We start from the raw sequence: 25930 nt of genomic DNA, 5'->3' as shown, positions 1-25930 counted from the left end.
GGAGCATTAGTGAGTAACGATGCAGTGTGGCAATGCTTGATCTCTGAGCCGGAAGGCAGCGTCAGGCTGCCTGTGGGGGAGGGGCTGGATCTGGTTCAGTGGTCCAAGCAGGCAGCCCAGGCGTATCTGGACACCTCGGCTTCTCGTAGCGAGGTGCGTGAACTGTCGTCGGTTCTGGCGCGTCTTGCGGCATCGTCCGAGCTCAGTGACCCCACCTTCGCCTACGCCTATGTTGTGGATGCGGCGAAGGCTGTGACTGCCGTCTACGAAGTTCATGACTATGACGGAGAGGGGTACAGCTCTGTCGAGCGTCTCCCTGATCTGATCCGTGACGTTCTTCCCACGTCGCCCGATCGCCGGGATGTCACTCAAATTGATCTGCCTGCCGGTTCCGGGGTGAGGGTCCAGGAGATTCAGTCGGTCGTCACGGGCTCGCTCCTCAAGAAGAAGACGATGTTGGAGACCGTCACTTACGCGGTGCTTCCGACGCAGGTGGCGAACGTTCTAGTTCTCCGGATGTCCTGGACGAATCTCGTCTTCAGTGAGCCGTTGTTGGAATTGGCCCAAACCCTCGCAGAATCGCTGGAGCTTGTTGAGGTCAAGGAGGGCTGAGGCTTGACTGAGCCAGTCGTCGAAGCAGTGGTTGACAACGAAGTCCCACCGCCTCCCACTGACTATGGTCTGATCGTTCCTGAGGACTGGTTCAGGATCCCCCTAGAACCTGATCAGTGGAAGCGGTCCATCCGAGCTTTGGTAGAGAGGGTGTTCGATGGGCAGGATGATGCCGTTGTCCTCAAGCGTCAGCTGACCAAGGATCTCTGCGCTCGCGCTGAAGAGGGTTATCAGAACGGGGGCGTCGAACTCTATCTTTCGACGATGTCGATCGGGCCGATCCCACTTTCTTCCTCCCTAATTGTGACTGTGATTCCGCCGGGCGAGAGCCTCGGGTTGACTGTTACCGGGAAGCATCATGCGCAAGAAGTCGATGAAGTCCTGTTGCCGTTTGCGGGGCCAGCGGTCCGTCGGCGTACGCGCACCATCCCGGAAGATGACGATGCGTACGGGAATCAACTTCCTGTGACGACAGTCGATTACGCGGTCCAGGTGCCCATGACCGCTGCCTCGCTGCTACTCACCTTCTCGACGTCGCTGGACCCCTTCGCCGACGCCATGGTTGAGCTCTTCGAGGCGATCGCCAAGTCGCTGCGCTGGGCTTGACGGTCAGTTCGGAGCGACCGGGTGGTGGCGGCCCTCGACACGACGTACATGCTGTGAATGTCCGTGCTGGTGGCCGTTGATTGGCTTGACGATCGTGGCGTTCGGGTGGATTGAGGACATGGCGGCGAAGCGGTGGGCTCGGCTTTGGCCGAGTGGGGTGCGGGGGCGGGGGAGAGCTGCTCGGCCGGGAGCCAAGATGGGAGCTCGCCGGGGCTGACGGCCCTGCAACGGCTTTGCAGGGGCCAACGCGGTCACGATTCCGACCGCTTGGGTCACTCGATCGAAGGTTGCAGAGTCAGGCTTGGTCACCTTCTGTGCTCCTATGCCGGATTTGTCATTGTCGTTGACGTAATTCGCTCTGGTGTCGTCACGCGCGTCACCGATAGCGTGTCGTGGCCCTTCCGAACCCCACGCCGCACAGGAGTCTGCCGTGAACCGCCGTCCCCGCCTGCTCACCACAGCCGCCGTCGGTGCGATGGCTGCACTCCTTTTGACCGCGTGCGGTGGGGGCGGTGGCGGATCGAAGGGCAACGACAAGATCGCGGGGGCGGATACGGGGAGCGAGTCGCCGGCTTCGCCTAGCGCGAGCGCGACGAGCAGCGCGGGGCGGCCAACGATCACGTTCCCCTCGGATGCGCGGAACGTGTTCGAAGGGCAGAAGACCGGAGACGCCAAGAAGGATGCGGTACTCGCGGACAACGCTCAGCGCATTAACTCTGTGGACGACGCGATCTTCCAAGGGAAAGTGAATACCGAAGCTTTGGGCTTCTACAGCGCAGAAGGCGCCTTGGACAGTGCGAGGACGTTCGTTCAGGGATACTTGGACGACGATCGTTCGTGGATGGGGACAACCCGGTACTTCGACCGCCAGGTGACATTTCGCAGCGATAGTAGTGCGTCTGTCATTTATTGCTCGGATGAAAGTAAGTCCTTCCTCAAGAACCGGAAGACAGGCAAGGCCGAGAAGACGCCTACCTCGTCTGACAGTTACGTGCTGTACAACACGAAGCTCGTCAAGAACTCGGACGGCGTGTGGCAGACCACGAAGGTCATTTCGAAGCGAGGTGCTGACCAGTGCCAGCCGTGAAGCGGTCAACCCGTGCTGCGACATTCGTGGCGCTTGTCTGTCTCTCGGCGCTTAGCCCAAACGCCGCGTACGCCGGCGGTCGTGGCGGCGAAGGTAATGAGAACACCACACCGCAGCCACACGGCAATGCCACTGATGACGGCACGCTGTCTGCCACAGCTGGCGCCGTGGTCTTCGACCGCGCGAAGAATGGTACGGGCGAGTCGGTGGGCCCGGTGAGCTCCACCACGAACTGGACTCCGCCGGCGTGTTACTACGCTCCCAAGTACACCCCGGATCAGCTGCAGAAGTACAAGGAGTCGATCTGGGGGGTCGAGTCGACGGGGTATCAGTGGGACGCGGAGCAGCGCGACAAATACGTGAACGGCAACCCGTACAAGGACTTCAACAAGGCCAAGGCCGGCAAGGGCTATTGGTGGGACTCGTACGTCACCCAGGGCCGCGAGGGCGACCCGGGCGCGGCCGACTGCGACAAGGACATCTTCTGGGTGGACAAGGGCGATGCCCCGCCCGCGGACATCCCCGAGGCGATCACTCCCGAGATGCTGGCGCAGCTCGCGTACGCCGAGATACGCGTCCCGTCGACCAAGGTGGACCTCGCGCCGGCGGGCACCACGAAGGTGAACCTCCCGACGTGGGCGTGGCTGGACACGGCAAAGTTCAAGCCGGTGTCGGTGACCGCCTCGGTTCCTTTGCTCAACGTCTCGGCGACAACCACCGCGGAGCCGGTCGCGCTGAAGATCGAGCCCGGCACGGACGACGCCACGACGTACCCCGCCTCCGGCGTCTGCGAGTTCGACAGCGGTCACATCGGCGAGCCCTACGCCAAGGGCAAGTCGGACGAGACCCCTCCCTGCGGCGTGCGCTACCTGCGCTCCTCGGGCGACGGCGCGTACAAGCTCAAGGCCACCATCACGTGGAAGATCCACTGGACGGGCACCGGGGTGGCCGGGGCGCAACGTCTGCCGGAGGGGACGTTCGGGGCCACCCAGAACGTCATCGTCCAGGAGATCCAGTCCGTCAACCGCTGACCACTTGCGGGGCTCTGCGGTCAGGTGCCCGCTCCCGAGAAGGGGCGGGCACCGTCGCGACGGCAAATGCGGGATGGATAGAGTCACTTACTCGTGCCAGAGGCAGGAGAGGACACCGGTGTGGCGGATCGACTGGTCGTCGACGGCGATGAGCTCGCACACTTCATGAAGTTGCTCAACAAGTCGAGCGACTCCCTGAAGGGGCTGCGCAAGGCGCTGGCCGACGCGACTGTCACCGGGCTCGGCACGGACGATCTGGACGCCTCGTGCGAGGACTTCCAGGAGGACTGGAAGTACGGCACCGAGCAGATCGGTGAGCAGACCGAGGAGCTTGCGAAGATCATCGGGCAAAGCAAGGACAGCTACAACGAGGTGGACAAGGCGCTGGAGGAAGCACTGAGGAATGCCAAGGACGGTAAGGGTGGAGCTAAGAAGTGACTGTCACTCCAGGCGTCGAACCGTCCCCTTTTCCCGATTCGGCGGCCCGCCGGAACGGTGATCTTCCCCAGGGGCTGAAGTCCTCCCCGTCCATCCCGAATCCCGACTATCCGCACTTGGGCTTCAATCCTGTGCCCGGACGCACCGATACGGTTCGTGACCTGCACAAGAAGCTCGCGAACTGCGCCAAGACCCTGGAAGAGGCTTACGACCTCGTCACCAAGCTCCTGGACGGCAGCTACTGGAAGGGTGATGCAGCAGTTGCCTTCCGGGAGCAGTTGGACGGCGGCCCCCTCCCCTTGAACCTGAAGAACGCCGCGCACTCCATCCGCAAGGCGGCCCGGCAGCTCGACCGCTGGGAAGGGGAACTCGACGATTTCCAGCGCCGTGCCAAGAAGCTCGAAGGCGACGCGAAGGACGCACAGGCCGCGCTCGACACGGCGAAGGGCCCAGCGAGCAAGGCGGAGAACGACCCCGACCGGGACAAGAAGGGCGCCCGGCAGGACGACGCCCAGAAGGCGTTGACCCACGCGAACACGGCCGTGGACGACGCCCAGGCCGAACTCGACAAGATCATCGGCAAGGCGAAGAAGCTGGCCGAGGAGCACGAGCAGAAGGCGCAGTACCGGGCGGCCAAGATCCGCGACGCGACGAAGAAGCTGGCGCCGCATGAACCCGGCGCGTGGGACAAGTTCACCGACTGGCTGGGCGACAACCTGCCCGACATCCTCAGCGCGTGCGCAGCGGTGTTGGGTGTGATCGCACTGCTGGGGCTTACGGCTATTGCACCATGGGCGCTGTTCCTGGCAGCGGGGCTGTTGAGCGCGACCGCTTTCGGTCTGCGGATCAGCGATCCCGAGGTTCGGGCGTCCCTGGCGGACGGATTCTCCAAGGGTGAGTTGGACCTGGACTTCTGGAGCAACGCCCTCGGGGTGGCGGGGGACCTTCTGGGTATGGTGCCGGCGCTTGGGGTGGCACTCAAGGGAGCCTTCAAGGCGCCACAGCTCATGCGTGCGAGTGGTGAGGTCCTGACGTTGCCGCAGAAGATCGCGGCAGTTGGAACCTCGATCAAGACGGAGGCCACCGCAGCCGGAGGCGCCGTGAGCATCTTGGCTCATCCGAAGGTGTTCGGTGGTCGGCTGGCTCCGATCGTGGAGAAGATCGACGCTCCGGCGACCCTCCTGGGCGCCGGGACCGCGTTGTACGGCGTGGCCGGCACCCTTGCGGAGAGCCTGGACAACGACGCGGCCAAGGCGATCACCAGTGGTCTGGATGGCCCCAGAACCCTTGGGGTAGATCTCCCAGCGGCGGTCGGAGCGATTCACTTCCTCATGTTCGGGGCGAGGGCGGCATCGTGAGCGTTCCCTATCTGATCGACGAGTCAGCGCGGAGCCGGGATGCCGATATCTGGTTCGCACTGCCCGCGGGCTTCGTCGCATTTCCGCTCGTGGAACTGGCGGAGGCGGCGAGCGGCCCGGAGGAGGCGAATCCGGGGGATGTGGTGCGTCCGCTGTGGGAGGCTCTCCCCGATCCCGAGTCTCGGGATCGGCTCCTGACCGATTTCGCTCCGGTCCAGCGGATGGCCCAGGCGTTCCTGGAGTCCGGAGTTATTCACTGCTCCCTCGGCCTGCACATGGACGACGAAGGTGACGGCAGTCTGCTGCTCTCGCTGTTCACACTCGCGTGGCGGGCGACCAGCTGGGCTCCGCGGAGTGTCATAGCGGCTCGTGCAGCGGCCGGCGGCGAGACGAACGCTGAGCACATCGAGACTCTGGACCTTCCCTGCGGCCCGGCCTCACTTGTGCAGGAGCGTCTGACCACGCCGCCGGAGGCGGGACTCGGCCAGCGGGATCTGCTTCAGGTCACCGCGTACGTTCCCTGCCCCGACGGTGCACGGATCGCGATCCTCACATTGGCCACCACGGCGGTCCGGCGTGCGCGACACTACCGTGCTCTGCTCCGGGACATCGCCGAGTCGGTCAGCTTCGACAACCCGTTCCTGGATGTGCCTGATGAGAAATGACATGGCTCCCACGCAAGATTCCACAGCCTGGGCCGACCCGGCCACGCGCCGTGCCTGGACGCAGCTCGTCACGTTCGCGATCCTCGGACAGATCCTCTGGCCGGTGGCGTGGGTTGGCCTGCTGGCGTGGTACGTGATCTCGCCGACCTGGACGCTGTGGTTCTTCTTCGTACCGATGCTCTACTCGTTCTACCGGACCTTTCTTCAACCTGCCTACATCACCTGGGCTCTCCGCGCGCTGCGTCTGTTGCGGGAGTACCCCTGGCAGGTCTACGAGAGGCCGGAGAGCGGCATCGGCAAGGTGCCGGACGCCGGGCCCGGCGACGTGTGGCTGAAGTTCCCCGACCCCGAACAGTCTGCCGGGAGGGTCGCCATGGTCATGCGCTCCCATCTCCGAGCAACCTTCTGGGCTCGGCGTCTTGGCCCTGGCGTCAAGCCTGAGAAGGCGGCTCAGGTTCAAGAGATCTGGTTCGCCGGCGACCCCCGCTTCGCTGCCGTCATCGCCATCCCGGGCCCCCGCCGCCTCTACGTGATCTGCCAGCGCCCGAGCTACAACAGGGGTATCCCTGGCCACGCCCACGGGGCAGGCCCGGACGCCGTCGAACGCGCCCGTCGCGCAGGCATCCGTGTACCGGAACTGCACGTGGTGGCGCCGGACACCGAGGCGTAGCGCCAGGTTGCCAGGGACTCGCCGAGATGTTCCGCTTCGAGAACGCCCTGAAGCCGTGGAGACTGAGGAGTCTTCGCGGTTGAGCGGTGCGGATGGCTCCCGCGATGGGGCGTCACGGCCCGTGTTCAGCCGAGGAGAGCCTGGCCCCGGAAGCGAAGTGCCCGTGGCCTTGCGTGATCATGTCTGATCTTTAGACGATCACGCGGGGGCCACGGGCTTGGACAACGATACGACGGTGCTGCTCGGCCTGGACGGGGTGTCCGTCCGCCGCGTCGAGCGGCTGGACGACGGCAGATGCCGGGTCCACCCGTGCCGCGACGAACCGGTCGCGGACTCGCTTCCTGAGGCCGCCCGTCGGCAATTGGCAACTTTGGGCCATCGGGAGCGTGGCGACACCCGTCGTACCTGATGCTGGGGGATGACCGGCTGGCCCAAAGTTGCCAATAGTCAGGCGCTGTGCGTGGAAGGGGGCGCCTTCAGGGTTCGTATCAGCTCGTGTAGGCGGGCGCGGGTCGTAGTGAGGATGATGTGCGGCTCGTCGCTCTCGCCGAGGTGGACGGTTCCGGTGGCCGTGGCGGCTACGTAGACGCAGTTCGAGCTGTCCCCGCTGTAGGTGGACTTCTGCCAGTGGAAGGTCTGCACCGTTGGTCTCTTTCAGATGTCCCGGATGAGGCGTTGGAGGAAGTCGTGTGACTCGGTGGGGCTGAGTGCACACGGCTCCATGTGATCCAGCACGGAACGGTACTTGCTCAACTGTGCCTCCGCGTCGAGGAATCCGCAGCCGCCGTGGTGTGTGTCCAGCTGGACGGTGTCGAGCCGCGGGACGGGCCCTTCGACGTAGTCGAAGGACTGACCCGTGCTGGGGAAGTGGTCGGCGCCGAAGGGAATCACCCTGACGGTGACATGGGCCAGTTCGCACATCTCGATGAGGTGCTGGAGCTGAGCGCGGGCGACGGATGGACCGCCGAAGTCCATGCGGAGCGCCTCCCTGCGGCTGACGGCATTGGGGGACGGGTGGTTACGGGTGGGGGTGTGGGACAGCAGCCCGCACATCCCCGCGCCCTTCGACAAACCGCCCGGCGACAGGGTTCGGCCCGCTCGCGAGGACGCCGGCGGCGGGCGGGGGCTGCTCCTCGTACAGGAATATGCAGACTCGTGGGGTGGCTGGCCGCTCGGCGACGACCTGCTCGGGAAGGGAGCCGGAAAGTTGCTGTGGTTCGAGGTCGGCGGGCCCGGGGCTGCGCCGGCTGGGGCTGCCTGACCGGATGTCGGCCCGCAAGGGAGTGCAGAGCGGCGATCTTTGGCTGCCCTTGGCGCCCGCCATGCCCACCCTATAAACCCCCACCGCGGTCGACAGGTTGACATGTGCGCAGAGTGAAGTACGCGGTCAGGCAGGCGTGTTGGACCTGAGGAAGGAAGCGGAGTCGCTGGAGAGGGCCCACCGCGTTTTGCAAGGTGTCGCACCACACCGCGAAGCCGTTGCGCGAGTTCAAGGCGGAGTCGGACGACCTGTCGGCGCTCGGCATGCAGAGCGACCGGGTGGTGGCCGCCCTCGACACGACGTACATGCTGTGAATGTCCGTGCTGGTGGCCGTTGATTGGCTTGACGATCGTCGCGTTCGGGTGGATTGAGGACATGGCGGCGAAGCGGTGGGCTCGGCTTTGGCCGAGTGGGGTGCGGGGGCGGGGGAGAGCTGCTCGGCCGGGAGCCAAGATGGGAGCTCGCCGGGGCTGACGGCCCTGCAACGGCTTTGCAGGGGCCAACGCGGTCACGATTCCGACCGCTTGGGTCACTCGATCGAAGGTTGCAGAGTCAGGCTTGGTCACCTTCTGTGCTCCTATGCCGGATTTGTCATTGTCGTTGACGTAATTCGCTCTGGTGTCGTCACACGCGTCACCGATAGCGTGTCGTGGCCCTTCCGAACCCCACGCCGCACAGGAGTCTGCCGTGAACCGCCGTCCCCGCCTGCTCACCACAGCCGCCGTCGGTGCGATGGCTGCACTCCTTTTGACCGCGTGCGGTGGGGGCGGTGGCGGATCGAAGGGCAACGACAAGATCGCGGGGGCGGATACGGGGGATGGGGCTTCGGCGTCGCCGAGCGCCTCGGCTTCCGCGGCCGCCGACCGCCCGAAGATCGAGCTGCCGTCGGATCTCACGTACACCTTCGAGTGGCCGAAGACGGGCGACAAGGACAAGGACGCGGTCCTGAGCGACAGCGAGCAGTTCATCAAGGCCGTGGACATGGCCATCGCTGAGCAGGACCCGCTGCACAAGGCGTACCGCTTCTACTCCGAAGGCACTGCGGCGGCCGGGAGCCAGAAGTTCATCCAGGAGTTCGTGGACTACAAGGACCGCATCACCGGAGCAAAGCGTTACTACAACGCCAACGTGAAGATCAACACTGATGGAACGGCCGGCTTTGTCTACTGCGAAGACCAGAACAAGGCCTACAACAAGAACCTGAAGACCGGCAAGACCGAGGTGACTCCGAAGTCGAAGGACAACTACGTCCTCTACAACAGCCGACTCCGGGTCAACAAGCAAGGCATCTGGATCACGGAGAAACTGACGTCGCAGCGGGGGAGCAGCGCATGCCAGTCTGGATGAAGTACAGGAACGCCGGAGCAGTCGCCTTCATTGCTTCCACGGCCCTGCTGCTGTGCGCGACTCAAGCGAACGCGGGATATGGCCATGGCGGCAGCACCAACGGCTCGGATACCAGCGCATCCGGTAAATCCGACGGTGCCGGCGGTGTTTCCGCACAGGCTGGAGCCGTTGTCTTCGACCGTTCGAAGAATGGTTCGGGTGAGTCCACGGGTCCGGTGACTTCCACGTCGTCCACGTGGACTCCGCCCGCGTGCTACTACGCCCCCAAGTACTCCCCGGACGAGCTGCAGAAGTACTTGGAGCCGATCTGGAATGCCGAGTCGACCGGGTCCCAGTGGGACTTGGAGCAGCGCAACAAATACGTGAACGGCAGCCCGTACAAGGACTTCAACAAGGACAAGGCCGACAAGGGCTATTGGTGGGACTCGTACGTCACCCCGGGGCGCGAGGGTGACCCGGGTGCTCTCGACTGCGACAAGCCCATCTTCTGGGTGGACAAGGGCGATGCCCCGCCCGCGGACATTCCCGAGGCGATTACGCCCGAGATGCTGGCGCAGCTCGCGTACGCCGAGATACGCGTCCCGTCGACGAAGGTGGAACTGGCCCCGGCCGGCACCACGAAGGTGAACCTCCCGACGTGGGCGTGGCTGGACACAGCGAAGTTCAAGCCGGTGTCCGTCACAGCACGTGTCCCGCTGCTCGGCGTCTATGCGACGACCACGGCAGAACCGGTCGCGCTGAAGATCGAGCCCGGCACGGACGACGCCACCACGTACCCCGCCTCCGGCGTCTGCGAGTTCGACAGCGGCCACATCGGCGAGGCCTACGCCAAGGGCAAGTCGGACGAGACCCCGCCCTGCGGCGTGCGCTACCTGCGCTCCTCGGGCGACGGCGCGTACAAGCTCAAGGCCACCATCACGTGGAAGATCCACTGGACGGGCACCGGGGTGGCCAGGGCGCAACGTCTGCCGGAGGGCACGTTCGGGGCCACCCAGGACGTCATCGTGCAGGAGATCCAGTCCGTCAACCGCTGACCGCGGTCGCGATCCGTGTCCGGTAAGTGCTCCCCCTAAAGAGGGGAGCACTCCACCGAGCGCCACGAAAGATCGCCGACGTCGTTCCTCCCCATGGTGCGGGTGCACCGGGAGAGGGGACGGGGCGCATGGCGGAACGGCTGGTCGTGGACGGTGACGAGCTCACGCACTTCATGAAGATGCTCAGGAAATCGACTGACTCGCTGAGGGGCCTGCGCAAGGCGCTGGAAGACGCGACTGTCACGGGCCTGGGTACCGATGATCTCGACACCGCCTGTGAGGACTTCCAGGACGACTGGAAGTACGGGACCGACCAGATCGGTGAGCAGACCGAAGATCTCGCCAAGATCATCGGCAAGAGCAGGGACAGCTACCGCGAGGTGGACAAGGCCCTGGAGGAGGCCCTGAGTAGGTCCAGGGTTGCCAAGGGCAAGGGCGGCGCCGCGAAGTGACGTACCCACCCGGCGATTCAGGAGCGGCCCTCGACCCGCAGTCCCGTGCCGACCGCGACAAACCACAAGGCCTCAAGTCCGCCCCGCGCATTCCGAACCCGGACTACCCACACCTGGGCTTCAACCCGGTTCCGGGCAGTACCGAGACGGTGAGCGGCCTGCGCAAGAAGCTCACGGGGTGCGCGAAGGTCCTTGAAGAGACGCATGAGCTCGTCACCAAGCTCATGGACGGCAGCTACTGGAAGGGCGACGCCGCCGTCGCCTTCCGCGAGCAACTCGACGGCGGCACACTGCCCTTGAACCTGAAGAACGCTGCGCACTCCATCCGCAAGGCGGCAAAGCAACTCGACCGCTGGGAAGGCGAGCTCGACGACTTCCAGCGTCGAGCGAAGCGACTCGAAGAGGACGCGAAGGACGCCCAGGCCGCCGTGAACCGAGCGAAGGGCCACGCCAACAAGGCGGGCAACAGCCCTGACCTGGACAAGAAGGGTGCCCGGCACGACGACGCGCAGAAGGCCCTGACCAAGGCGAACACGGCGGTGGACGACGCCGAGGAAGCACTGGAAAAGATCCGAGGCAAGGCCCGAAAACTCGCCGACGAGCACGAGCTCCAAGCCCAGCACCGGGCGCGCAAAATCCGCGACGCCACGAAGAAGCTGGCACCGCACGAGCCGGGCTGGTTCGACTCGGCACTCGACTGGCTCGACGAGAACCTTCCGGACATCCTCAGCACCGCGGCGGCCGTTATCGGGCTGGTGGCACTGTTCGTGGTGTCGGGCGGGACGGCGGCTGCCGTTCTGCTGCTCGCCGCTGCAGCTTTTAGCGCAGCGGCGTTGGGGATGAGGGTTTTTGGTGACCCAACGCTGCGTGCCTCGCTGTGGGACGGATTCACCAAGGGAGAGTTCGACACGGACTTCTGGAGCAACCTCGTTACGGTCGGCGGCGACGCCCTCGGCATGCTGCCCGGGGTCGGTGCTGCGGGCAAGGGTGTTGCGGCTGCCGTGCGGGCAACTGGGGAGACAGGGGAGGCACTCACGTTCGTACCGCGAGTGGCCCGATTCGGAAGCAGCACCATGGAAAATGCGAAGGCCATCTCCGACCTGGACAACGCTCTACTCGGCTTTACGGTTCGAGGTGCCCGAGCAGCACAGATCACCAGAGCGGCCGAGGTCACATCAGCCTCAGTCGGTGTTGCCACTGCGGGCTTCGGCCTGGTCATGACCGCGGTGGACACCGACGACGACGGGATCAAGGACGGCTCCATGGCGAGTATCGACGGAGTACGGCTTGGCCTGGACGTCGGAGGGCTCGTCAATGTTGCCCGGCACGTCTTCTGAGCCCCGAACGGAGAGCTCACACATGAATCCGACCAATTACCGCACTGCTTGGGAACATCCTCCGACCAGGCGAGCCTGGATCCAGCACATGATCATGATCGTGTTGCGACTGGTCGGCTGGGTCGCCGTCTGGCTCGGAAGCCTCTTTCTCATGGTGGCAACACCCCGCTGGATCGGCTGGGTCTTCCTCCCCCTCCTCGTGTACGCCACCTTCCGCGCCGTAATCCAGCTCCCCCACTTCCGTTCCTCCATCTACATCCAACGTGTCCTCTGGCAGTACCCCTGGCAGCTCCTCACCGGCGTCCCCCGCGGCCGGAACAAGCACCCCCAGGTCGAGCAGGATGAGATGTGGTTCGAGTTCCCCAACCCGGAGAAGCCCGAGGAACAGATCCCCCTGCTTTTCCTCGCGAACATGCGCACCTTTTGGTGGATGCGACGCTTCGGCACTACCCGCACGAAACCGGAGCTGAAAGCCCAGATCGAGCCTCTCTGGTTCGCCGGCGACCCTCGCTTCATCGCCGTCGTCGCCGCCACCGGCCGCCGCGGCAGCGCCCCCAGGCGGCTGCACCTCCTCTACCAGCGCACGGCCACGGGCCGCCGCGGTATCGAACCGACCGGCTGGAACGCGAGCCCCGCCGCCCTTGAGCGCGCCCGCCGCGCAGGAGCCCACGTTCCCGACGCGGCGCCCTCGCAACCGCCCTCGTACTGACTCGCACCGGACAGGACCCCATGACCACGGCCCCCCACATCGTTGTCGCCGACTCGGCCACGGACCCAGACGCCGACATCTGGTTCGCAGAACCGGAAGGCTTCACCCCCATCCCCCTCGACGCCCTGCTCACCCCGCCCGGCTCTCCGGCCGCCGACAATCTTCGGGCCGTGCTCGCGCCATTTCTTGACGCGGCGCCCGACGAGAAGGCGCGCCAGCAGGTCATCGCCCAATTGGCACAGGGGAAGCTATTGCTGGGCGCTCTGTGCGAGGTCGGCACGGTCCACTGTTCGATCGGCCTGCATCGCGACGACATCGACGAAACGGGCGGCAGCAACGGTCAGCCCCTGCTCTCCCTCTTCACCCTTTCCTGGCGCGGCACAGAGTTGGCCCCACGTTCAGTCACCGCCGCCCGCGCTGTGACTTCAGCCGAAGGCCACACTGGAATCGAGTACCTCGAACTCCCCTGCGGCCCGGCCACCCTCAGCGAGACCGTACTCATTCCCCAGGCGGGCAGAGGCCTCCCTCAGACGCCGCTTCTCCAGATCCACGCCCATCTGCCGCACCCGGACTGCAAGCGCCTCGTCGTTCTCACCCTGAGTACGACAGCTGGGGCGTGCCGCCAGCAGTACCGTGCGATCCTCCGGCACATTGCGGAACTCGTCAGCTTCGACAACCCGCTGGAACCGGAAACGAGCGTGGCGGGTTGATTGCGGAGAAGGGCTCCACCGGCGGGGAGGAAAGCCCGAAGCGAGCAGACATACGTATTGAACCCCGACAGGGACTTGCCGGAGCCATAGTGTCCGAATCAGCCGTACAAAGGGCCCTCGCCGCATCCGAGCAGGCCCTGTCGGGAATCGACGAGGAGTTGGAGCGACACGCCGCGGGCCATGGGCGCGTGAGCAGTGCTGGTCAACTGACCGCAATCCGTGATCAGTTGACCCAGATGATGCTGCAGCTTTCGTCCTCCCCGCTGCCACCCAGGCCTCGGCGGGTGCGTGGCGCCGGTCGCGTCATCGCCGACTCCTGGCCCTACGGCAGCCCGCTGGCCGCGCTGATCCTGGACGCCGAGCGACTCTACCTCCAGGCGTAAGAGCTCGTAACACGATCATGATCGGTTTCTCTTCAGCCGCCTCCAACAGATGAGGTCGCAGGCCAATGCGACAAAGGCGTCGTCCGCGTGTACGGCCGGATCTCCCCGCCCCGCGCCGCAGCGAACCGCGAAGACGTCGCCTTCTGAGGCTGCTTTCGGGCGCGTGTGGCAACTTTGGGCCACCGGGGAGTGTGACGGACCCTGTCGACTCGGCGACCGGGGCGTGACCGGGTGGCTCAAATCTGCCAATTGATCAGGCGCCTGGCATGAACGGGTGAGTCTTGAGGCTTCGTATCAGCTCATGGAGGCCGGCGCGGGTCGTAGCGACGATGGCGTCAGGCTCGTCGCTTTCGCGGAGGCGGATGGTTCCGTCAGAGGCGCTGGCGATGTACCCGCAGTTCGAGCCGTTGTGCCTCCGCGTCAAGGAATTCACAGGCGCCGTGGTGTGAGTCCAACTGGACCGTGTCGAGCTGCGGGACGGGGCCCTCGACGTAGTCGAACGACTGGCCCGTGGTCGGGAAGTCGTCCGCGCCGACGGGCACGCACACCACCACGGTCACCAACGCGGCGGGACAGCGAACTCACTACGAGCACAACGACGCGTATCGACTCGTCCGCCAGACCGACCCGCTCGGCCACAGCGTCCGCCAGGAGTGGGACACCAGTCACCGGCTGACCGCCGTCACCGATCCACTCGGCCACACCACTCGCTACAGCTACGACGAGCGCGGCCGGCTGGTATCCGTGATCCGGCCGGGCAACCGCGAGACCGTCTTCATGTACAACGCCCTCGGCCTGACCACAGCGGTGACCAGCCCCGACGGTACCGTCTGGCACCAGGACTTCGATGAGCGTGGTAATCGCACTGCGGTTATCGACCCTGCCGGGACCACAAGCCGCTTCACCTACGACTCCAAGGGACATCTGACATCGGTCACAGACGCCCTCGGCAATGTCACCCGGTTGAACAACGATGGTGCAGGTCTCCCGGTTGAGGCAATCGATGCCCTCGGGTCAACCACCCTCTACGAACGCGACGCCTTCGGACGGCCGATCGCCATAACGGATCCGCTCGGCAACGTCACACACTCTCGGTGGACCGTTGAAGGAAGGATCACACACCGGACAAACGCTGACGGCAGCAGCGAGTCGTGGACGTACGACGGCGAGGGCAACTGCACCAGTCACACTGACACGCTGGGCGCCGTCTCCCTCTTCGAGTACGCCCCCTTCGACGTGCTTGCCGCCCGCACCGGACCGGACGGCGTTCGCTACACCTTCGCGTACGACAGCGAACTGCGCGTCACCCAGGTGACCAACCCCCAGGGGCTGACGTGGACCTACAGCCACGACCCCGCTGGCCGTCTGGTGGCCGAGAAGGATTTCGACGACCGCGTACCGACCTACTCGCACGATGCGGCAGGCCGCCTCACCTCTCACACCAACGCCCTGGGCCAGACTGTCCGTTACGAACGGAACGCGCTTGGTCGGGTCCTTCGCAAGGACGCCGACGGTCAGGTCACCACCTTCGCCTACGACCTCACGGACCAACTCGCCCATGCGACCGGCCCAGACGCGACCCTCATACTCGTCCGCGACCCCCTCGGCCGTCTCCAGTCCGAGACAGTCAACGGCCGCACGCTGAGCGTCACCTACGACAGGCTCGGTCGCCGGACCTCCCGTGTCACTCCGACGGGCGCAACCAGCACCTGGTCTTACGACGGGGCAGGTCGGAGCACGCAGCTCACCGTGCCAGGCCGCACCCTCGACTTCGATCACGACCAGGCAGGCCGGGAGGTGGCTTGTCGGGTGGGCGAAAACCTCGCTCAGACCCAGTCCTTCGACGAACTCGGTCGCCTGACAGAGCAGTCGGTAAACGCTGGTGGTTCCCGCGTCCTCCAGAAGCGCTCCTACTCCTACCGGGCCGACGGCAACGTCCAGGCCCTCGACGACCTGCTGAACGGCACTCGTCGGTTCGATCTGGACGGGGCAGGCCGCGTTACTGCCGTGCACGCTCACGCCTGGACCGGAGACGTACGCATACGACGAGGCGGGTAACCAGACCGAAGCCAACTGGCCCGCAACGCATCCCGGACACGAAGCCACCGGCTCCCGCGCCTACATCGGCACACGCATCACCCGCGCCGGGAACGTCCGGTACTGGAGGGACTACACGTGGCCGGGTGGGGTGCGTCCGAGGCGCGGAAGATCCATCTGGCCATTCATGACGGAGGGGCCTTCGAGGTAGTCCTGGGCCACGAGGATTCCGGTATCGCATTCCGGGCTTCCACAGTTTGCCTGGCCAGGGCACGTGCCTACCTCGCTTCTCACAGTCCCTGAGACGGAGACCCCCCTTCACCGCGTCCGGCGTCAGCTCGTCACATCCGCCAACACCCCCGCCCCCCGCCCCGGCGTCTCGTCCCAGCGGCGGATGCGGTTCGCCGCGTGGGTCAGGCGGGAGTCGTCGGGGCGTACGGCGATATAGAAGAGGGACTCGTCGGGCTTGTGGTCGTTGCCGCCCCAGCGGACTACGCCGTCGAGCTCGGAGAGGATGTCCTGGATCAGCAGTTGTTGCTGGGGGAAGAAGCCGCCGCGGGTGCCGGCGGGGTAGGCGCCGGGGCGGATCTGCACTGCCGTGCCGGAGGCCTGGTTGGACTCCGGGAGGCCCTTGCGGACCGTGCCGGGGGACCGCCATCCGATGACGTCACCCTTGCGGAGTTCCTCGAGCTCGTAGTGGAAGCGGCGTACGACGTGGACGAGGACGGTCTCTACGTCGCCCATGCGGACCGCGATGCCCGCGCTGCCGGTGAGCGGGGTGCCGGGGACGGGGCGGGTGAAGATGGTGCCGCCGTCGTCGGCGACGCGTTCCATCTCCCAGCCGTTGCGGGACGGCTTGCCCGTCATCACCCGTCTGGCGCGGGCCTCCGCCCGGCGGACGGCCTCCCGCACCTTCTTGGAGAGCGGGTTCGTGCCGGGGCCCGGGTCCTTTCCGACCGCGGCCGCGTACGCCGGGCTCGCCAGGAACTGCGAGGCGGGGAGCGAGGCGGCGATCGCGGCGCCCGTGATCACCGCTGTGCGGGTGAGCACCGTACGCCGGGATACGTGAGGAGTGTGCTGTGGCTTGTTCAACTTGCCTTCTCTTTCCTGAAGTTGTCTCTGGCGCGGAGCTCCGACGCGAACGCCGCGAAGACTCCGAGCGCCACGGCGGTCAGGGCCAGCCCCAGGGCGGCGGGGTTGACGTAGTCCGGTACGGCGGCGGCGTACGTACCGGCACCTCTGACATGGCAGTTCAGGTGCAGCGGGAGGTAGGAGACGTCGGCGCCGGTGATGTCGGCGGCGTGTGCCCGGCCCACCGCGGCGCGGCACGCGTCGGTCGTCATCGACTCGTCCTTGACGAGGTGGAGGGCGCCCCAGACGTACATGGCGGCCGCCGCCGCGGCGGCCAGGCCCGCGAAGCCGCGGAGCAAGGCCTCCCTCTCCGCGCGCCTGACGCCGTGCCGGGCGAGCGTGGTGAAGCCGAACACGGCGAACCCGCCGGCGATGGCCAGGCCGACGAGGCCGATCAGCAGGAGGGCGATGACGTTGGGCTGGTCGTCACTCATGCGACTTCCTCACGGGTCTTTCTCATGGGGCTTCCTCGTGGGGCTTCCCTCGTGGGTTGTCCCCGGGGCTACAGGTTCCGGACGATGCCGTTGTACTTCTCGAAGATCTGGTAGAGCGCCATCCGCTTGGTCGCGTGCTCCTCCGCCTCCGTGCCCCAGCCCTGGTAGCGGCGCAGGACCTGGAAGATCTCCGACTCGGTGTAGTCCAGGCGCATGGAGCGCAGGGTGGTCTCGCCGGCGGGCGGGTTCTGGCCCCCGGGCTTGCCCTCCGCGTCCCACAGGTGGATCAGGGACACGGTCTGCAGGGCGTACGCGTTGTCCTTGTTGACCTTCTGCCACATCGTCCAGATGTCGGCGTCCTTGGCGGGGTCGAGGATCGTGCCGGAGACATAGCCCTTGGTGATGCAGTGGTTCCAGGCACGGATGCCGACCTCGCCGCTGATCTGGGCGATACCCGTGGACGAGTCCCGCTTCGGGGTCATGCCGCCGCCGACGCCAGTGTGGTAGTAGACGACGGCGGCGTCCACGGCCTGGTCGATGATGTCGTAGTGGCGCATCTCCCAGTACGCGGACGTCTGGATCAGCGCCTTGCGCATGTTGTAGCGGTTCGACTGCGCGGTGACCACGTCGTCATGGGCGAGGACTGTCTCGAAGCACTCGGTGTGGCTGAAGATGCGGTTGCCGCCGTCGTTCGGGAAGCCGATCGACTGCATGTACTTGCCGATGTCGTCGTGCAGCGCGTTCAGGTAGCCGCCGAGGAAGCGGACGTCCGGGAGGACCCCGCGCGGCTTGTTGAAGGAGTTCTCGCCGATGTCGCGGCCGGAGGCGATGTTGTTGTCGATCTCGATCTTCCCGTCGCCGGAGCCGACGGTGCGCGTGACGATCTGGTCGTAGGCCCAGTCGGCCGGTAGCGGGTAGCCGTAGTTCCCCGAGAACCCGGACGACATGTCGGAGACGAACGAGGCCGAGGAGTGGCCGGCCTCGGCAACCCGCGTACACACGTTGCGCGGACCGTACACACCGACCTTGAACGGGTTCCCGGCATCCGCCATCGAGTCCTCGATGCCCTTGAAGTGGGGCAGGACGTTGCTGGTGACATCGGCGTCGAGGGCGTCGAAGTCGACCGCGAAGAAGATCCGGGCACCCGGCTTGAACCCGTGGTCCAGCGCCGCGTTGATGGCGGCGTAGCCGGCGGCCCGCCCGGCGGGGTAGGTGAAGCCGGAGGCGTCGCGGCCGAAGGTCTGGTAGATCGGGAAGCAGCGCAGGCCGCTCGTGGCGATCGTCTGGAGTTCGCCCGGTTGGATCGCCTTCTCGGGCAGTGAGGTCGTGCTGGGGTTGGTGAGATAGCGGCCGACGTACTTGATGCCGTCCGCCTTCAGGGCCGCCGCCCGCGCCGCGGTGATCTTCGTGACGCCGTCGCACGCCTCGCCCTTGCGGTCCTGGTCGCCGTAACTGACGAGGAGCGAGGCCCAGGTCTGGAAGTCGCCGCTGCCGTTCACCGCGAGCTTGGCGAACGACTGGAACGTCCTGACCGCGTCGGCCAGGGAGGAGGAGAAGCTGGAGGAGAAGGAGACCGGCCGCTGGTTGAGGATCATCGCGGCGGAGAAGAGGGAGACCCAGGTGCCCGTCGAACCCGTCGAGACCGTGTGCGACTTGAGGCCGGACTTCGTGCCGGGACCGAAGACGCCGTTCGCGGTTCCGTCGGCCATGCCGAGCTCGTACTGGATGGCGTACAGCATGGACTTGGACACATCACGGGAGTTGTGGCCGTCGCACGGGATGACGAAGAAGTCCGCGCGGTTCACATAACGGCCGTTCAGCCACCGCTGCACACTGCGGATCCCTTCGGACCCGGAGTTCACGGTGACATAGGCGTCCATGTTCAGCAGGCCCTTGAACACCTTGGGCACCAGGTCGCCGCCGGGGAACGCGCCGTCGACGCCCATGTCCGTCTTCAGCTTGGCCACCGAGGACGCGACGCGGGAGTTGTACTTCCCGTCGATGTCACCGCCGTCGTAGCCCTTGCAGTACAGGGCGGACTGGATGATGCGGGCGAAGTTCGCCGAGGGGGTCGTCGAGGCGTTCAGCTTCGGGAACTTCGAGGCGAGCGTCGACAGGGTGGTGGGGCCGAACGTGTCCGACAGGCTCGAGATGCCGAGCTCGTACTGGAGCGCGCGGGTCAGCGCGAACATCGTCGTCCAGCCGGTCTGGCCGTTCTCGTCCAGCGCGGGGATGCCGAGCATGTTGGGGTACGTGCGGTTGACGAACTGCTGAGCTCTCCGGACCATCTCGTCGGCCATGGGGCGCGGGTTCTCCTTCGGCGATCGCGTACGGCGGGCGGCGCAGGGCAACGGCACGGCGGAGCACCGGACTTGAGGGCGTTCCGCTCCGCCGATAGAGGCGTCTGGCGCCGGGGCGTGGTGTGACGGAAGTGGTGAGACCGATCAGGCGCGCGAGGCATACGCGTCGTGCACGTCACGCACGTCACGCACGGCAGAGGCGTGGACGTCACGTACGGCTGAGACACGCACGTCATGCACGGCCGATGAGGCGCGTGCGACTTGTGCGGCGCGTACGAGTTGTTCCGTCCGTGAGGCGCGTGCGAATGATGCGGCGCGTGAGGCGCGATCCCCCGTGAACATGGTTCCCCCCATGGTTCCCCCGGTGTCGGTCGGCGCGTCCGGGAGGCCTGGTCAGGGCCACCGTTGCGCGGCGATCACCATAGGCATGGGGGCGGAGCGCGGAGCAAGAGTGGTGCGGGGCGTGGCCGGATCGCGAGGGCGGTGACCCGGGGCCGTTCGGAGCGGCCCGAGGGTCGTGTGGATCCGCCTGGGACCTGTGTGTTTCCAGTGAAGAAAGGGGATGGTTGAGGTCTCACCCATGCGCATCCAACGGCTCGTTCCCTGCGCGGAATTGGCTTGGTCTCGCCGGTTTCCGTCAAAGCGCGGTCAAGGGCCGGTAAACCAGGTTGCCTTGCCGTTCTTGGCGGATCGGGCGCGTGAAAGGCTGGGCCGGTTGCGGATGTGAACCGGTGAGCCCGGTGGGGAGTTGGGGGCGCTATGAGCAAGCGGCAGATTCGGAAGATGTTCCAGTTGATGGCCGCGGGGGAGGCGGTTCAGCTCACGAGTCCCATGGCCTCGGTGAAGAAGCTGGCCCGACTCGCCTTCATCGCCCAGCAGTTCGGGTACGAGTACGCCGATGTGCGGCAGGGAAGCGGGCGGAACAACGCGCTCACCATGCTCATCGTGCCCGATCCCAGCCCGCAGGCTCAGGCGCGGGCCGCGCAGAACTGGGCGCAGTATCCGCAGGCCGGGGATGGGCAGTCGCTGCCGCCCGTCATTCCCGACGCGCTGGAACTCCTCAAGGCTCGCATCAACTTCGACCTCACCGGCAAGAACGCCGAGAAGCGGATGCTGTACGGGGTTGTCGGCGTCACCGTCGGCTGCGTCGTCCTGGCGGTCCGGACCGGTGGGGATTCCGTCGCCTACACCGTGGCGGGCGTTCTGTGGGCGGTGCTCATGGCCGTCTTCGGCATCGGCTTCGTCGTCACGCGCAAACGCAACGCCAAGTTTGCTGCGCGGTTGCAGGCCGCCGGGTTCGTGCCCGTCACGGAGGAGGGCGGCCGGGTGCGGTATCTGCCGCCGACGCCGTACGCGCAGCAAGTCGCCGGACCAGGGCCATACCCTCCGCAGGCGCAGCTTGGTCCGTACGGCCAGCAGCAGGCGCCCGGCCAGTACGGCCAGCAGCAGGCGCCCGGCCAGTACGGCCAGCAGCCGACCCCGGGTCTGTACGGTCAGCCGCAGGCAACGACCCCATACGGTCAGCAGCCGGCCCCCGGCCCCTACAGCCAGCCGCAGGCCCCGGGCCCGTACGGCCAGCCGCAGGCCCCGGGCCCGTACGGCCAGCCGCAGGCCCCGGGCCCGTACGGCCAGCCGCAGGCCCCCGACCCGTACGGCCAGCCGCAGGCCCCCGACCCGTACGGCCAGCCCCAACCCCCCACCCCGTACAGCCAGCCCCAGCCCCCCACCCCGCCGAACCACAACCAGCCGACCCCCGGCCCCTACGCCCAGCCCCACCCCCACCCCGTCCCCCCACAGCACTGAGTACCGAGACGACGATCCCCGCCCTCACCGCCGCCCCCGCGCCCGAGTGAGAGCAACGTTCCCTTCCGGTCACCCACAGCCACAGGCCGGAAACGCGCCCTCCCTACCTTCGGGTGTCATCCCCAGGCAAGCCCAGGAATGACACGAGCACCGCACCGGAGAACCGTGGAGGCGTCATGACAGCCCCTAGTACAGCCCCCGCACGGAGCAGGGGAGGCCACTGGATCGAGGAGTGGGATCCAGAGGACGAGGCCTTCTGGCAGGAGACCGGGGAGAAGGTCGCCCGGCGGAATCTGTTCTTCTCCGTGCTGTCCGAGCACATCGGATTCTCGATCTGGACCCTGTGGTCCGTGATGGTGCTCTTCATGGGCCCCGAGTACGGGCTCACCCCCGCCGACAAGTTCTTCATCGTGTCGATGGCGACGCTGGTCGGCGCCGTCGTCCGGGTGCCGTACACCTTCGCGGTCGCCCGCTTCGGTGGCCGGAACTGGACCATCGTCTCGGCGAGCATGCTGCTCATCCCCACCATCGCCGCGTTCATCGTGATGAAGCCGGGTACGTCGTTCGGGACCTTCCTGGTCTGCGCGATGCTCGCCGGCGTCGGCGGCGGCAACTTCGCCTCCTCCATGACCAACATCAACTCCTTCTTCCCGCTCAGGAAGAAGGGGTGGGCACTCGGCCTCAACGCGGGCGGCGGCAACATCGGCGTCCCGGTCGTGCAGCTCGTCGGCCTCGCGGTCATCGGCGCCAGCGGCGGACCGAGGGTCCTGCTGGGCATCTACATCCCGCTCATCGTGATCGCCGCCGTCCTCGGCGCGCTCTACATGGACAACATCTCGTCCGTGAAGAACGACACCGGCGCCGCCAAGGAGGCCGTCAAGGACGCCCACACCTGGATCATGTCCTTCCTCTACATCGGGACGTTCGGGTCGTTCATCGGATACAGCTTCGCGTTCGGGCTGGTCCTGCAGACGCAGTTCGGCCGTACGCCGCTGCAGTCCGCGTACGTCACCTTCATCGGACCGCTGCTCGGCTCGCTGATCCGGCCCGTGGGCGGCTGGCTCGCCGACCGCTACGGCGGCGCGAAGATCACGCTGTGGAACTTCGTCGGGATGGCCGCCGCGACCGGCGTCATCGTGATGGCCTCCATGCAGAAGTCGCTGCCCCTGTTCACCACCGCGTTCATCGTGCTGTTCGTACTGACCGGGCTCGGCAACGGGTCGACGTACAAGATGATCCCCGGGATCTTCCAGGCGAAGGCCGTCGCCAAGGGGCTCACCGGTGAGGAGGCGGCCGCCTACGGGCGGCGGCTGTCCGGCGCCTCCATGGGGCTCATCGGAGCCGTGGGTGCGCTCGGCGGGCTGGGGATCAACCTCGCCTTCCGGCAGTCGTTCCTGAGCGTGGGCTCCGGCACCGGCGCCTTCGTCGCCTTCCTCGCCTTCTACGCGGCCTGCTTCGCGGTCACTTGGGCCGTATACCTTCGCCGCCCGGCCGCCGCCGAGACCCCGGTCACAGCAGCCAAGGAGACGAAGCCCCAGCTCAGCTACGCCGAGGTGTGACGTAACGCCAGCGACATCCAGCTGATCCGAGCCTGTCACGGTCCGTTGACAGGCTCGGCTCAGCCGCAAGTGCACGACGACTCGAGCGCATGACGAGAGCCGGGGCAAGAGCCATGTACGACGAACAGCAGCGACCGGACAACGGACCCCTCGCCGGATTCACCGTGGGCGTGACGGCCGCGCGCCGGGCCGACGAGCTCGGCGCGCTGCTCCAGCGGCGCGGCGCCTCCGTCGTGCACGCGCCGGCCCTGCGCATCGTGCCGCTCGCCGACGACAGCGAACTGCTCGCCGCCACCAAGGAACTGATCGACCAGGCACCGGACGTCGTGGTGGCGACGACCGCCATCGGATTCCGGGGCTGGGTCGAGGCGGCCGACGGATGGGGGCTCGGCGAGGACCTGCTGGCCCGGCTGCGCGGGGTCGAGCTGCTCGCCCGCGGGCCCAAGGTCAAGGGGGCGATACGAGCCCAGGGCCTGACCGAGGAGTGGTCGCCCTCCTCGGAGTCCATGGCCGAGGTCCTCGACCGGCTGCTGGACGAGGGGGTCGACGGGCGCCGTATCGCCATCCAGCTGCACGGCGAGCCGCTGCCCGGATTCGTGGAGTCGCTGCGCGCCGCGGGCGCCGAGGTCGTCGGGGTCCCCGTCTACCGGTGGATGCCGCCGGAGGACATCGGTCCCGTCGACCGGCTGCTCGACGCGGCCGTCACCCGGGGGCTGGACGCGCTCACCTTCACCAGCGCGCCCGCCGCGGCCTCCCTGCTGTCCCGCGCGGAGAACCGTGGGCTGCTCCCGGAACTCCTCGCCGCCCTCCACCACGACGTGCTGGCCGCCTGTGTCGGCCCGGTCACCGCGCTGCCGCTGCAGGCCCGGGGCATCGACACGGTCCAGCCCGAACGCTTCAGGCTCGGCCCCCTCGTACAGCTGCTGTGTCAGGAGCTGCCGGGGCGGGCACGGGCATTGCCCATCGCCGGGCACCGGGTGGAGATCCGCGGGCACGCCGTGATGGTGGACGGGGCACTGCGGCCCGTACCGCCCGCCGGGATGTCGCTGCTACGGGCCCTGTCGCGGCGGCCCGGCTGGGTGGTGGCCCGGGCCGAGCTGCTGCGCGCGCTGCCGGGTGCCGGGCGGGACGAGCACGCCGTCGAGACGGCGATGGCCCGGCTGCGTACGGCACTGGGTGCGCCCAAGCTCATCCAGACGGTGGTCAAGCGCGGCTACCGGCTCGCGCTCGACCCGGCCGCGGACTCCAAGTACGCCGACGCGTAGGACCTTCCGGACCTCCCGTACAGAAGGAGCGCGCGGGCCAGGCACGCCAGCGCGAGCGTCGACAGCAGAGCCCGTACGACATTCCACGCCACCCACGTGTCCTCGAACTTCTCGCGCACGGCGGCCGGGTCGGCGATCTTCGCCGGATCGCCGGCGTTCGCGAGGTCGTTGTTGAGAGGGATGTTCACGACGACGGTGAAGAGGAAGGCGAGCGCGTACGCGGCGAGGGCGGCGAACACCCACCACCGGTACGGGGAGCTCCGCAACTGCCAGGCGGAGATCGCCGTCAGCGCCAGCGCGCCCATGAAGCTCAGGAAGAACACCGGGTTCTGGATCACGTCGTTGATGTTCTGCATGACCTCGATGAAGACGCGGTCGTCGCTGCGGGCCAGCGACGGCATGACGTCGCAGGCGAATATGTAGAAGACCCCCGCGATCAGGCCCATCGCGACCGTGGCCGCACCCAGTACACCTCCGGCGGTCGTACGCCGCCCAGTGCTGTTGTCTGTCATGTCCTCGAGTCAACCGGCGCCGCGGCACGGGTGACATGGCTCAGACGCGCGGCCCCATAAGCGCGCGTCCAGTACGGGCGCGACGCCGTGTCCGGCAGTGGAGCGGTACGCAGTCTTCCGGCGGGGCGCGCGGGCATGCACTGTAGGGGGTACGCACCCTACGAGCACCTTTCATCGGCATCTCACCGACCCCTCACGTCGGTAACCCCAAGGCGGTGACAGGCACATGGCATCGGGCATGGCCACGGCCTCGTACGAGCTGCGGTTCGACTCCGGGCGGATCTGCCTGGACCTGACGGCGACCACCCACCCCGAGGAACGGCTCGACTCGGCCCCCCGGCTGCGCGCCTGGATCGCCGCGTCCGGACTCGTGCCCGCGGGGACGCCGCTGGCATCGGTCGACGCGGCATGGCTGCTCGGCTTCCGTGAGCTGCGCGGACACATCGCCCAGTTGGTACGCGGCGAGCTCGACGGGCGGCCCGCCGACGCGGCACTCGCCCGCGTCAACGCGGTCGCGCTGGGCACCCCGCCCACCCCCTGGGCCGTACGCGCGGATGACGGTTCGCTGCACCGCAGGCTGCGCACCCCGCCGAGCTGCGCCGAACTGCTCTCCGTCGTCGCCCGGGACGCCCTGGAACTGCTCACCGATCCGGTGGCGCGGGCGAGCCTGAGGCAGTGCGAGGGTGACAACTGTCCGATCGTCTACCTCGACACCTCCCGGGGCCGGCGCCGACGATGGTGTTCCAGCGAGGTGTGCGGCAACCGCGAGCGGGTGGCCCGGCACCGCCGCCGGGCGGCCCTCGCCCGCGCGTGAGCGGGCGCCCCGTGTCCGTTCGTGATCCTTCGGACCCTCCACGTACTCGTGATCCTCCGGACCCTCCACATAGGGGACATCCGGACGTTCCACCAGGTGTGATCCTCCCCACTCCGGCCCCGAGTGGTCCTTCCGGTCGTGGATCGGCGCGCGGCCCGGATGTGACCCGTACGTGACCCCCCGACCGCATCCAGTTCTCAGAAAGCCCTTCAACTCCCCCTTCACACCCCGACCAAGAAATATGCGCGACCTCTTTGAACACACGCCCGCCCGCGCACGTACCCGGAGATGAGCGACCGACTGGGGGAACCCCCGGACACCGGAGGTAGGCGTGCGCAAGGATTCCGCCGTGGCTGATGAACACAGGCCAAGGGC

27 protein-coding genes and 1 pseudogene are annotated in these 25930 nt (G+C 66.9%); 21 read left to right on the top strand and 7 right to left on the bottom strand.

Annotated elements, in window-relative coordinates; genetic code table 11:
* Positions 1-9: 9 nt before the first annotated feature.
* The 8 genes from AB5J53_RS19715 to AB5J53_RS19680 all read left to right on the top strand — a co-directional run bounded on the left by AB5J53_RS19715 (position 10) and on the right by AB5J53_RS19680 (position 6467).
* Positions 10-612, top strand: a complete 603-nt coding sequence (locus tag AB5J53_RS19715; RefSeq protein ID WP_369246974.1) for a hypothetical protein — start codon at positions 10-12, stop codon at positions 610-612.
* A 3-nt stretch (positions 613-615) separates the two neighbouring features.
* Positions 616-1218 carry a hypothetical protein gene (locus tag AB5J53_RS19710; RefSeq protein ID WP_369246973.1) on the top strand — a complete coding sequence of 201 codons (603 nt, stop codon included), beginning with the start codon at positions 616-618 and terminating at the stop codon, positions 1216-1218.
* Positions 1219-1648: 430 nt separating this feature from the next.
* Complete coding sequence (locus AB5J53_RS19705) at positions 1649-2305, top strand: hypothetical protein (protein ID WP_369246972.1); 657 nt, start codon at positions 1649-1651, stop codon at positions 2303-2305.
* 146 nt (positions 2306-2451) lie between these two features.
* Positions 2452-3336, top strand: coding sequence for a hypothetical protein (locus tag AB5J53_RS19700; RefSeq protein ID WP_369252338.1), 885 nt, complete (start codon positions 2452-2454; stop codon positions 3334-3336).
* A gap of 93 nt (positions 3337-3429) precedes the next feature.
* Complete coding sequence (locus AB5J53_RS19695) at positions 3430-3774, top strand: hypothetical protein (RefSeq protein WP_369246971.1); 345 nt, start codon at positions 3430-3432, stop codon at positions 3772-3774.
* Positions 3771-5132, top strand: coding sequence for a hypothetical protein (locus AB5J53_RS19690; protein ID WP_369246970.1), 1362 nt, complete (start codon positions 3771-3773; stop codon positions 5130-5132). The genes AB5J53_RS19695 and AB5J53_RS19690 overlap by 4 nt, the downstream gene beginning before the upstream one ends.
* Positions 5129-5797, top strand: a complete 669-nt coding sequence (locus AB5J53_RS19685; protein WP_369246969.1) for a hypothetical protein — start codon at positions 5129-5131, stop codon at positions 5795-5797. The genes AB5J53_RS19690 and AB5J53_RS19685 overlap by 4 nt, the downstream gene beginning before the upstream one ends.
* Before the next feature lies 1 nt (position 5798).
* Positions 5799-6467, top strand: coding sequence for a hypothetical protein (locus AB5J53_RS19680; RefSeq protein WP_369246968.1), 669 nt, complete (start codon positions 5799-5801; stop codon positions 6465-6467).
* Between the two features lie 447 nt (positions 6468-6914).
* Here AB5J53_RS19680 and AB5J53_RS19675 read toward each other — a convergent pair whose 3' ends face one another.
* Both AB5J53_RS19675 and AB5J53_RS19670 read right to left on the bottom strand, forming a co-directional pair.
* Positions 6915-7109 (bottom strand): DUF397 domain-containing protein, encoded by a 195-nt coding sequence (locus tag AB5J53_RS19675; RefSeq protein WP_369246967.1) that lies wholly within the window; start codon positions 7107-7109, stop codon positions 6915-6917.
* Between the two features lie 12 nt (positions 7110-7121).
* Positions 7122-7442 (bottom strand): Scr1 family TA system antitoxin-like transcriptional regulator, encoded by a 321-nt coding sequence (locus AB5J53_RS19670; RefSeq protein WP_369246966.1) that lies wholly within the window; start codon positions 7440-7442, stop codon positions 7122-7124.
* Here AB5J53_RS19670 and AB5J53_RS19665 point away from each other — a divergent pair.
* The 8 genes from AB5J53_RS19665 (at position 7441) to AB5J53_RS19630 (ending at position 13700) form a co-directional block, all read left to right on the top strand.
* Positions 7441-7728: an ATP-binding protein gene (locus AB5J53_RS19665; RefSeq protein ID WP_369246965.1), complete on the top strand. Its 288-nt coding sequence runs from the start codon at positions 7441-7443 to the stop codon at positions 7726-7728. The genes AB5J53_RS19670 and AB5J53_RS19665 overlap by 2 nt on opposite strands.
* A gap of 687 nt (positions 7729-8415) precedes the next feature.
* Entirely contained in the window at positions 8416-9075 is a 660-nt protein-coding gene (locus AB5J53_RS19660) for a hypothetical protein (protein WP_369246964.1), read from the top strand.
* On the top strand, positions 9072-10109 hold the full coding sequence (locus tag AB5J53_RS19655; RefSeq protein ID WP_369252336.1) for a hypothetical protein: 1038 nt from the start codon (positions 9072-9074) through the stop codon (positions 10107-10109). The genes AB5J53_RS19660 and AB5J53_RS19655 overlap by 4 nt, the downstream gene beginning before the upstream one ends.
* A 128-nt stretch (positions 10110-10237) precedes the next feature.
* Entirely contained in the window at positions 10238-10561 is a 324-nt protein-coding gene (locus tag AB5J53_RS19650; RefSeq protein WP_369246963.1) for a hypothetical protein, read from the top strand.
* 149 nt (positions 10562-10710) lie between these two features.
* A complete protein-coding gene (locus AB5J53_RS19645; protein WP_369246962.1) occupies positions 10711-11898 on the top strand; it encodes a putative T7SS-secreted protein in 1188 nt (395 codons plus the stop codon).
* 88 nt (positions 11899-11986) lie between these two features.
* Positions 11987-12607: a hypothetical protein gene (locus tag AB5J53_RS19640; RefSeq protein ID WP_369246961.1), complete on the top strand. Its 621-nt coding sequence runs from the start codon at positions 11987-11989 to the stop codon at positions 12605-12607.
* A 20-nt stretch (positions 12608-12627) separates the two neighbouring features.
* Positions 12628-13317 (top strand): hypothetical protein, encoded by a 690-nt coding sequence (locus AB5J53_RS19635; RefSeq protein WP_369246960.1) that lies wholly within the window; start codon positions 12628-12630, stop codon positions 13315-13317.
* An 89-nt stretch (positions 13318-13406) separates the two neighbouring features.
* Complete coding sequence (locus AB5J53_RS19630) at positions 13407-13700, top strand: hypothetical protein (RefSeq protein ID WP_369246959.1); 294 nt, start codon at positions 13407-13409, stop codon at positions 13698-13700.
* A gap of 407 nt (positions 13701-14107) precedes the next feature.
* Here AB5J53_RS19630 and AB5J53_RS19625 read toward each other — a convergent pair.
* Positions 14108-14221 (bottom strand): annotated as a pseudogene (locus tag AB5J53_RS19625) (transcriptional regulator); the annotation flags it as partial.
* Here AB5J53_RS19625 and AB5J53_RS19620 point away from each other — a divergent pair.
* Positions 14211-15758, top strand: coding sequence for a hypothetical protein (locus AB5J53_RS19620; protein ID WP_369246958.1), 1548 nt, complete (start codon positions 14211-14213; stop codon positions 15756-15758). The pseudogene AB5J53_RS19625 and the gene AB5J53_RS19620 overlap by 11 nt on opposite strands.
* Before the next feature lie 312 nt (positions 15759-16070).
* On the opposite strand, the gene AB5J53_RS19615 is transcribed toward AB5J53_RS19620, so the two are convergent.
* The 3 genes from AB5J53_RS19615 to AB5J53_RS19605 form a co-directional block, all read right to left on the bottom strand.
* The gene (locus AB5J53_RS19615) at positions 16071-16787 is read right to left on the bottom strand and encodes a hypothetical protein (RefSeq protein WP_369246957.1); all 717 of its coding nucleotides are present in this window, start codon (positions 16785-16787) and stop codon (positions 16071-16073) included.
* 38 nt (positions 16788-16825) lie between these two features.
* A complete protein-coding gene (locus tag AB5J53_RS19610; protein ID WP_369246956.1) occupies positions 16826-17302 on the bottom strand; it encodes a hypothetical protein in 477 nt (158 codons plus the stop codon).
* A gap of 68 nt (positions 17303-17370) precedes the next feature.
* Positions 17371-19602, bottom strand: a complete 2232-nt coding sequence (locus AB5J53_RS19605) for a glycoside hydrolase domain-containing protein (RefSeq protein WP_369246955.1) — start codon at positions 19600-19602, stop codon at positions 17371-17373.
* Between the two features lie 759 nt (positions 19603-20361).
* Between AB5J53_RS19605 and AB5J53_RS19600 the strand changes: the two genes are divergently transcribed.
* The 3 genes from AB5J53_RS19600 (at position 20362) to AB5J53_RS19590 (ending at position 24229) form a co-directional block, all read left to right on the top strand.
* Positions 20362-21405: a hypothetical protein gene (locus tag AB5J53_RS19600; protein WP_369246954.1), complete on the top strand. Its 1044-nt coding sequence runs from the start codon at positions 20362-20364 to the stop codon at positions 21403-21405.
* A gap of 176 nt (positions 21406-21581) precedes the next feature.
* On the top strand, positions 21582-22964 hold the full coding sequence (locus tag AB5J53_RS19595; protein WP_369246953.1) for a nitrate/nitrite transporter: 1383 nt from the start codon (positions 21582-21584) through the stop codon (positions 22962-22964).
* A 113-nt stretch (positions 22965-23077) separates the two neighbouring features.
* A complete protein-coding gene (locus tag AB5J53_RS19590) occupies positions 23078-24229 on the top strand; it encodes a uroporphyrinogen-III synthase (protein ID WP_369252334.1) in 1152 nt (383 codons plus the stop codon).
* On the opposite strand, the gene AB5J53_RS19585 is transcribed toward AB5J53_RS19590, so the two are convergent.
* Positions 24178-24741, bottom strand: coding sequence for a DUF1772 domain-containing protein (locus AB5J53_RS19585; protein WP_369246952.1), 564 nt, complete (start codon positions 24739-24741; stop codon positions 24178-24180). The two genes, AB5J53_RS19590 and AB5J53_RS19585, sit on opposite strands and share 52 nt — an antisense overlap.
* 226 nt (positions 24742-24967) lie before the next feature.
* Here AB5J53_RS19585 and AB5J53_RS19580 point away from each other — a divergent pair, with 226 nt between their 5' ends.
* A complete protein-coding gene (locus tag AB5J53_RS19580) occupies positions 24968-25555 on the top strand; it encodes an ABATE domain-containing protein (protein ID WP_369246951.1) in 588 nt (195 codons plus the stop codon).
* The last annotated feature ends 375 nt before the right edge of the window (positions 25556-25930 follow it).

Origin of the sequence: Streptomyces sp. R41 (assembly GCF_041053055.1) — a bacterium.
In the GTDB taxonomy this organism is placed as follows: domain Bacteria; phylum Actinomycetota; class Actinomycetes; order Streptomycetales; family Streptomycetaceae; genus Streptomyces.
This window is presented reverse-complemented; position numbering and strand designations above follow the sequence as displayed.

Coding starts and splice junctions, on each gene's coding strand:
- AB5J53_RS19680 (WP_369246968.1), top strand. CDS start 5,799: ATGGCTCCCACGCAAGATTCCACAGCCTGGGCCGACCCGGCCACGCGC.
- AB5J53_RS19665 (WP_369246965.1), top strand. CDS start 7,441: ATGCGGAGCGCCTCCCTGCGGCTGACGGCATTGGGGGACGGGTGGTTA.
- AB5J53_RS19670 (WP_369246966.1), bottom strand. CDS start 7,442: ATGGACTTCGGCGGTCCATCCGTCGCCCGCGCTCAGCTCCAGCACCTC.
- AB5J53_RS19655 (WP_369252336.1), top strand. CDS start 9,072: ATGAAGTACAGGAACGCCGGAGCAGTCGCCTTCATTGCTTCCACGGCC.
- AB5J53_RS19650 (WP_369246963.1), top strand. CDS start 10,238: ATGGCGGAACGGCTGGTCGTGGACGGTGACGAGCTCACGCACTTCATG.
- AB5J53_RS19640 (WP_369246961.1), top strand. CDS start 11,987: ATGATCATGATCGTGTTGCGACTGGTCGGCTGGGTCGCCGTCTGGCTC.
- AB5J53_RS19635 (WP_369246960.1), top strand. CDS start 12,628: ATGACCACGGCCCCCCACATCGTTGTCGCCGACTCGGCCACGGACCCA.
- AB5J53_RS19610 (WP_369246956.1), bottom strand. CDS start 17,302: ATGAGTGACGACCAGCCCAACGTCATCGCCCTCCTGCTGATCGGCCTC.
- AB5J53_RS19605 (WP_369246955.1), bottom strand. CDS start 19,602: ATGGCCGACGAGATGGTCCGGAGAGCTCAGCAGTTCGTCAACCGCACG.
- AB5J53_RS19600 (WP_369246954.1), top strand. CDS start 20,362: ATGAGCAAGCGGCAGATTCGGAAGATGTTCCAGTTGATGGCCGCGGGG.
- AB5J53_RS19595 (WP_369246953.1), top strand. CDS start 21,582: ATGACAGCCCCTAGTACAGCCCCCGCACGGAGCAGGGGAGGCCACTGG.
- AB5J53_RS19590 (WP_369252334.1), top strand. CDS start 23,078: ATGTACGACGAACAGCAGCGACCGGACAACGGACCCCTCGCCGGATTC.
- AB5J53_RS19585 (WP_369246952.1), bottom strand. CDS start 24,741: ATGACAGACAACAGCACTGGGCGGCGTACGACCGCCGGAGGTGTACTG.
- AB5J53_RS19580 (WP_369246951.1), top strand. CDS start 24,968: ATGGCATCGGGCATGGCCACGGCCTCGTACGAGCTGCGGTTCGACTCC.